The organism is Fonticella tunisiensis (genome assembly GCF_004364155.1).
Taxonomy (GTDB): domain Bacteria; phylum Bacillota; class Clostridia; order Clostridiales; family Caloramatoraceae; genus Fonticella; species Fonticella tunisiensis.
In genome coordinates, this window is record NZ_SOAZ01000047.1 from 1 (window position 1) to 7,889 (window position 7,889).

At 40.1% G+C, this 7,889-nt stretch carries 5 protein-coding genes and 2 rRNA genes; all 7 read right to left on the reverse strand.

The genetic code is table 11. From position 1 onward, the window contains the following. Positions 1 to 233: 233 nt before the first annotated feature. Positions 234 to 1,589 (reverse strand): GntP family permease, encoded by a 1,356-nt coding sequence (locus EDD71_RS14730; protein WP_133629480.1) that lies wholly within the window; start codon positions 1,587 to 1,589, stop codon positions 234 to 236. A gap of 400 nt (positions 1,590 to 1,989) precedes the next feature. After that, complete coding sequence (locus EDD71_RS14735) at positions 1,990 to 3,123, reverse strand: glycerate kinase (protein WP_133629481.1); 1,134 nt, start codon at positions 3,121 to 3,123, stop codon at positions 1,990 to 1,992. A 29-nt stretch (positions 3,124 to 3,152) separates the two neighbouring features. Then, positions 3,153 to 4,448, reverse strand: a complete 1,296-nt coding sequence (locus tag EDD71_RS14740; RefSeq protein ID WP_133629482.1) for an aspartate aminotransferase family protein — start codon at positions 4,446 to 4,448, stop codon at positions 3,153 to 3,155. A gap of 11 nt (positions 4,449 to 4,459) precedes the next feature. Beyond that, positions 4,460 to 6,373: a peptidase U32 family protein gene (locus EDD71_RS14745; protein WP_133629483.1), complete on the reverse strand. Its 1,914-nt coding sequence runs from the start codon at positions 6,371 to 6,373 to the stop codon at positions 4,460 to 4,462. 63 nt (positions 6,374 to 6,436) lie between these two features. Continuing rightward, positions 6,437 to 7,414 (reverse strand): ABC transporter substrate-binding protein, encoded by a 978-nt coding sequence (locus EDD71_RS14750; protein WP_207669362.1) that lies wholly within the window; start codon positions 7,412 to 7,414, stop codon positions 6,437 to 6,439. A 260-nt stretch (positions 7,415 to 7,674) separates the two neighbouring features. Then, positions 7,675 to 7,790 (reverse strand): 5S ribosomal RNA (rrf, locus tag EDD71_RS14755). An 11-nt stretch (positions 7,791 to 7,801) separates the two neighbouring features. Next, positions 7,802 to 7,889 (reverse strand): 5S ribosomal RNA (rrf, locus tag EDD71_RS14760); the annotation flags it as partial.

The following is a 7,889-nucleotide window of genomic DNA, read 5'->3' on the forward strand; positions in this document are numbered from 1 at the left end:
TTAAGATGGGCTTAAGGTTAAGTATGGTTTACACTAACCCTATTCTACATGATTTTTTCACGGGGTGTTGCATTTAATATTGCAATTTAAGATTTCTTCAAAGTTTCATAACCACTACTCTTTCCCCGTCGGCTTTATGCTCTGGGACAAATTCAAAACAGCATTACCCGTTTTGATAATTTAATTTGTTGTGCTGGTTATGGCTTTCGAAGATACTGAAATGGGTTGATTTATTATAAAAGTATCAACGATGCAATAAATACAGCGATTATCGTCACAACTCCCTGAAGCAGCGTTGCAACAGTCTGGGTTTTATATGCGGTTTTGACATCCATTCCTCCAAACTGTGATACAACCCAGAAGTAGCTATCGTTTGCATGGGATACTGTCATGGCACCTGCACCTATTGCCATAACGGTTAGAACCTTCCCCATTTCGCTTGCAAGCCCAAGGGACGGGAGAAGCGGAAGCATTAGGGCTGATGTTGTAACCAGTGATACCGTTGATGAACCCTGTGCAGTCTTAAGGGCCGCTGCTATTATAAATGGAAGGAATATGCCAGCGTTTAACGTCTTCAAGCTTTCCCCAAGATACGTTCCAACGTTTGTAGCCTTAATAACGGAACCCAATGAACCACCTGCTGCGGTTATTATCATTATTATTGCAGCATCCTTTAATCCCTGTCCAATCCACCCTGACAGGGTTTCCTCATTAAGCTTTGGAAGTAGAAAGAACGCAAATATTACACCAACAAGAAGGGCATTTACCGGAGTTCCAAGGAAGGTAAGAAGCTTCATCAATTTTCCGTTTCCAAAGGGAGCTGTTGGGAACTTCGCAATTGAACCAAAGGCCATAAGAAGTATTGGAACTATTATTGGAGCGAAGGAAGCCCACGCCGATGGAAGCTTTCCATACTTTGCAACCTCTTCTTCATAGGATTTTACGTTTTCCTCATCGCTGTCAACGGCTGCAAACTTTGAAGCATATTTTATTGCAAAGACATTTCCAACGATAACAGCTGGTATGGCTATAATCATTCCAATGACAATAACCATTAAAATATTATCAAGTTTTAAATTTGCAGCCGCTGCAATTGGGCCAGGTGTAGGAGGAACCAGGGTATGTGTCGCATAAAGCCCTGTTGAAAGTGCTATTGACATGCCAACAAGGGATTTTTTAGTTTTCTTTGACAAACTCTTGTTTAATGAAGAAAGTATAATAAATCCAGAGTCGCAGAATACAGGAATTGATACAATATATCCTATTATGCTCATTGCAATTTCAGGTCTTTTTTCTCCAACGACCTTCAAGATTATCTCTGCCATTTTCACAGCTGCACCGGACTTTTCAAGTATGGTGCCTATTATTGTACCTGAGATAATTACAATACCAATTGATGTTAGAGTACCTCCAAAGCCTGAAGTTATAATTTCTGCTATCTTCTCCGATGGAATTCCTGCTGCAAATGCTAAACCATATGCAGCCACAATAAGCGATAAAAACGGATGAAGTTTGAACTTGGATGTGGCAATGACGATAAAAATGATTGTAAGAAGTAGAATTAGGATAAGCATTGGTCCCTGAGCCATTTAAAATCCCCCTTTTATTTAATTTGTTGTGTTACTCTGAAAAGTCCATTGGAATAAAAGCAGATAAATTTACAGACCGGCGCTGCGATAAAAAATATATTTCATTCACCAGTACGCTTTGCAAAGAAGTTCCAAGGCTCGGGATTTGAAAAATCAAGAACTTTCGTTAAACTCGCCATGCTCAAACAAACGAAAGTTCCAGGATTTTTCTGCATCCCTTCGCCAAGAACTTCTAGCTCTTAGCTTTATGTGAATTTCATATATTTTTTATCTCCGCTTAGTTCCTGAATTGGAACAGCGGATTAATTTAGAAATTGTTTTCATAATCTTTTGGTGAATTTTGTTAAGAGGAACATCGATTAACAGCTTATATATAATCAATATTCCTCATTAAAAACCACTAAGGATTAATCTTAAGCACCCTCATAATCCTCTCTGCTGTATTTTCAACCAGAAGGCTTCCCCTTTCCATCGCCTCATCCAGCGTCATAGGCCTGTCTACAATTGAAAAAATAGAATTAAAACCATATTCATATAGCTCCTCTGCCTGCTTTCCTATTCCTCCAGCAATTGCTATAACAGGTATGTTATATTTTGCGGCAATCTTTGCTACACCATAGGGTGTCTTTCCAAATCTAGTCTGATAGTCTATCATCCCCTCCCCCGTAATAACAAGATCTGCCCCCTTCATTTTTTCCTCAAGGCCAGATGTTTCAATTACAATATCAATTCCCCTCTTTAGTTCTGCATTTAAAAATGCCATAAGACCTGCTCCGAGGCCTCCTGCAGCACCTGCACCAGGACAATTCACAACTGGAATCCCCATTGTTTTCTCGAGTATATTTCCATAGTGCTCGAGGTTCTTGTCAAGGAATTCAACCATTTTCTCATCTGCTCCTTTTTGGGGGCCAAATATATAGGAAGCACCTCCAGGGCCAACCAATGGATTGTCCACATCGCAGGCAGCAACAATTGTACTTTCCCTTATCCTCTCATCAAGCCCGCTTATATCTATTCTATCAAGGTCTTTAAGGCTCCCGCCTCCAAAACCTATCTCATTGCCTTCCCTATCAAAGAATTTTACTCCAAGTGCAGCAGCCATCCCTGTACCGCCATCATTAGTCGCACTTCCGCCTATTCCCATTATTATGTTCCTGCATCCCATATCCAGGGCATGTTTTATAAGCTGTCCCGTTCCATATGTAGTAGTTACTAAAGGATTTCTTTCTTCCTTCTTTAAAAGTGGAAGCCCGGAGGCCGCAGCCATCTCTATCACGGCGGTCTTTCCATCGCCTAATATTCCATAGAAAGATTCTATATCCCTCATAAGGGGGTCCTTAACCGTTAATTTAACTATTCTTCCCCCTGTAGCGTCCACAAGGGACTGAACTGTTCCCTCTCCTCCGTCAGCCATTGGAACTTTTATTACTTCTATACTTTCATCAACTTTTTTTATTCCCCTCTCAACAGCATCTGCCACTTCCTTAGCTGACATGCTTCCTTTAAAAGAGTCAGGTGAAACAACTACTTTCATGAACACAACACTCCTTTAATTTTAATATATTAAATTGTAACATTTTCTAGAACATTATCAAGCTCAATTATTAGTGAATCTATATCCTCCTCAGAAATGACAAGGGGCGGCTGGAAGGCCAGAACATTTCTATACTCTCCATTCTTTCCTATTATAATACCCCTATCCTTTAGGGCCTCAAGTATAATATCCGTTTCCCTGGTTGCGGGTTCCTTGTTTTCCTTTACAAGCTCAGCACCAAGCATAAGTCCAATTCCCCTTACATCTCCTATGATGCTGTATTTATCTTTAAGTTTAAGTAAGCCGTCCTTGAGCCTTTTTCCTAGAGTTTCAGCCCTTTTAATAAGATTATGTCTTTCAATATATTCAAGCACTGCTATTCCCGCTGCAGCTGATACAGGATTTCCTCCTAACGTAGATGCTGACGGCTTTGTAAAGGTTTTACCTATTTTATCGTTTGTAATATATGCAGCTATAGGAACTCCATTTCCAAGTGCCTTGGCAACTGTCATAATATCAGGCTCTACTTCATAGTGTTCAATGGCAAACATCTTTCCTGTCCTTGCAAATCCCGTTTGAACCTCATCTATAATAAGTGGAATTTCCCATTTATCAAGGACATTTTTAAGTTCCTTAAAGTAGTTCTTTGGAGGCGTAATGATGCCGCCATTTCCCTGTATGGTTTCTGCAATCATAGCGGCAACCCTTCCCGATGTATGGTTTTTAATCACATTTTCCACTGCCTGTACACATTCCATGCCGCATTCATCATTTACACTTTTATATGGACAACGGTAGCAGTACGGGTTTGGTGCAAAATGCACTCCTCCTGCCGGGAATGGATCTGTTCTCCACATTCCTATTCCTGTAACACTTATGGTTAAATGCGTCCTTCCGTGGAGTCCAAGGTTAAGGGCTATGAACTCGTTATTTCCCGTATACAGCTTGGCAAGAAGCATTGCTCCTTCGTTTGCCTCGGAACCCGTTCCGCAGAAGAAGCTTCTTTTTAAACTTCCCGGAGTAGCTTCTGCAAGCTTCTCTGCCAGGCTTACAATGGGTTCAGTTAGAAAAATAGTCGTGGTGTGTTGAAGGGTTTTCATCTGCTCTATGGTTTTTTCCAATATCTCCGGATTGCAGTGACCGCAGTTCATTACAGATACACCAGAAAAAAAGTCAATATATCTTTTACCGCTGCTGTCGAATAAATATTGCATATCTCCCTTTACAATCTGTGGAGGATTGCTGTAAAAGTGGTATGAACATGGTATTAAATATTCCTTTTTTTTATCGATAATCTTTTCGGGTCCTAAGTACTTCTTTTCCAAACACCTCACCCCTAATCATAATTCAATGCATGAAGGCTCTGACCCCTACCTGTTATATTTTTAAGCTTACTTACTAATTTGAAGGCTTTTTCAGTTCCTGATAAATCACAAAGGTTTCTATACAATGAAACAACCTTTCCAAGAACCTCAGGGCTGTAGTGCTGGCCCTCTATCCTCGCAACCTTTACCCCAAGGGAGCTAAGGACGTTGTAAACAGGAAGGCAGCATAGGTCCTTCACTGGAAGCAGATGATTCTTGCAGTACTGGTCCGCATAAATGGGATGACTACTACCAATCTCATCTATTAAATGCATGTCCCGTTTAATACAATAATCCTCACACCAGTCATGGGAGGTTACACCATGTTTCGATGCAGCTATACAGTGTTCCATATACATCACTGTTGGTGCCCCCTGTACTATAACCTCTATATCCACAGGACTGTTTTTTAAAAGGCTCTTTAATACCTTAAATGGCGCTTCTATAGAGGCTGTTATCCTGCTCAATCCCTGTTCGCTATAAAACTCAGCAGATGTGCTGTTATAGCAGTTTAATCCAAAATCACCTATAAGCTCTAAACCAGAATTTTCATATTCCTTTATTTGCCCCAGGTTCGAAATCAAAAGCCCTGATATTCCTAAGGCCTTTAAGTCCTTAACCAGGAAATCAAATTCCTCAAACTGGCGTGGATACATCATCCTTGGAAGGACATAATATACCTTCCTGTCACCTGAATATGCCACTGCCTCTCTTATATCTTTCTTTGTAAAGGGCCTGTCCTTTTTAAATACTTCACCTGCCAAATAAAGTATGTCCGCACCATTATCAACTGCCTTTTTCAGGGCATCCAGGCTATTTACCTTAACCGCAAGCTGTGTTTTTTGATCTTTTTTATCTTCGGGTAATACCCGACTTTTTATTTTTTCAACTCTCTCTTTGTTTATCTCAAACTCTTCAACTGCCCTGCTAAATACCTTTGGCTCCCTTTTACCTTCTATATCTATATTTATGCTCCCAGGCTTTTTAAAAGCATAGGCAGTAGAAAGGTTTCTAACCCTGTTTTCATAGAGAGTACTGCTTTGCTCATCATCAATGTAATATCCCGTAGGATCGCTTATATATCTGTCTATTGCCTGTCCATATAAATTTATAAGACCAACCAGATAGCTGCTGTCCCTTATACGCCCTTCTATCTTAAAGGAACAGACACCTGATTGTATTAGTTCAGGTAAATGCCTGTATAGGCTGATATCCTTTACGGCCAGTGGGTAAAGGAACTCTTCCTGCTCATTATCATATTTAAAGGGCCATCTACAGGGTTTCATACAGAGTCCCCTATTGCTGCTCTTCCCAAAGAGAATGCCGCTGTAGAGGCACTGTGCCCCATGGGTTACACACATATCACCATGTATGAAGTATTCAAATTCCATGGCAGTTTCCCTGGACAGCTGCCTTATTGTTTCAAGGGGCATTTCCCTTGAAACTACAACCCTTGTAACTCCAAGTTCCAGCGCCTTATCTATCATCTGTCTATTATGTACATTAGCCATTACGCTTAAATGAAGTGGAAGGTTTAAGCCTAACTCCCTTATCCTTTTTAACGCGCCAAAATCCTGTACAATTAGTGCATCGGGCTTTACTCTGTCAAGAAATAAAAGGTAATCTTCAGCTTCCTCTATTTCCTCGTCACTCATCATGTTATTAAAGGTTATATAAACCTTTTTGCCCAGTGAATGGGCAGTTGAAACAGCTGACTCTATTTCCTCATAGGTGAGATTGTAGTTGCTTCTGTGCATTCTCATATTGAATTTCTTCCCACCAAAATATACTGCATCAGCAGAGCTTTTGATTATTTCCTGAAAGTCATTGAAAGTTCCTACGGGAGCTAAAAGTTCAATTTCCCTCTCTCCAAAATATCTACTCATTGCAACCCTCCGCGATTATCATTTAAGTATGTAAGGAGCTTTTATAGCTAATTATAAATACAGCTACTTTCCATCTGAATTTATAAACTTATCATATATAAGCTCACTTATTTTATAATCATTCTTTATAAGCTTTTTATCCTTCATCCATTCAATTACATCCTTTATTTCCTTTTCACTTGGCATTTCAGCCTTTTTGTACTCAGGAAGAACAAGGTCATCCTTTACACCCTCAGGAAATCCTGCAGCCTTTATAACCACATCCATATAGTCAGAAGGCTTGTTATTCTGAATATATTCAATGGCCCTGTTATATGCCCTGTACACTGCAGCAATTTCATTTCCCTTCGTATCAATGGATTTTTGGGAAAATGCTATTATACCCGGATTTATACCTAGCTTGCTTGTACTATTTATTAAGCTTGCCCCATTTTTAATAGCTACAGTTGCCAGTGGTTCAGGCAGGGTAGCAGCATCAACCTTTCCATTCTGGAGCATTTCTAATCTAACTGGGATTTCAGGAATAGACATTTTTTTAACATCTTCGATTTTAAGGTTGGATGCTTGAAGTATTTTGTCTGTAGAATATTCGATTAGTGTGTTTAAAGAAAGGGCTACACTTTTTCCCTTTAGCTTATCTGCGGAGGTGATACCTGAGTTTTTGCCCACAACCATCTTATAATCCCCCACACTGCTGGATGTGATTTTAAGATCAAATCCACCCTCCCTTGCAAAGATAAGGGCCAGGATATCTGTAATTACCCCATCGAGCTTTCCACTTTGAAGTGCACTGTCCCTGTCCCTGGCACTTTTAAAATGCTCAAGCTTTACGTTTACCCCCTCATCTTTAAAATATCCTCTTTGCTCTGCAATTATTAGGGGTATGGAATCTGTGTCGGGCATCACTCCAATTGTTATTATCTGTTTTTCCTGGCTATTATTCCCCCGAAGCGCTGCGCTTTGCTTGCCACAGCCTGTAAAGGAAAGCATTGCAAACAACACTGTTAAGATTGCTGTCAATTTTTGTAGAGATTTTTTCAATTATTTCCCCTCCCATTTATGAATAATGCATCTCTCGGAATAATTTTACACCTCAAAATTTTGGCAATCAAATTTTACAAATCTCTAAAATTTACTATAAATTTAATATGTTCACATCATTTGGTAAAATATCATCGACTTTTGTAATTTGTTAAATATTTTTCAATCCCATTTAGCGTAAACATATATAAAAGTGGAGAAGGGTTTTTACACCAAAAAATAAAAAAGCCCTAGAGAATAACTCTAGAGCTTTTCATATCATCCGACAGCTACCTACTCTCCCGAGCCGTCTCCAGCACAGTACCATCGGCCCTGCAGGGCTTAACCGACCTGGCTCGGATGGGAGCGGGTTACTTACCCTGCACTCCCTATCGTCAGGCGTTATTCATCCGGCAGCTACCTACTCTCCCATGGCGTCTCCGCCATAGTACCATCGGCGTTACAGGGCTTAACCTTCGTGTTCGGAATGGGAACG

Bases quoted from the DNA above. Each gene is read 5' to 3' on its own strand.
- EDD71_RS14730 (WP_133629480.1), bottom strand. From the start codon at position 1,589: ATGGCTCAGGGACCAATGCTTATCCTAATTCTACTTCTTACAATCATT.
- EDD71_RS14735 (WP_133629481.1), bottom strand. From the start codon at position 3,123: ATGAAAGTAGTTGTTTCACCTGACTCTTTTAAAGGAAGCATGTCAGCT.
- EDD71_RS14745 (WP_133629483.1), bottom strand. From the start codon at position 6,373: ATGAGTAGATATTTTGGAGAGAGGGAAATTGAACTTTTAGCTCCCGTA.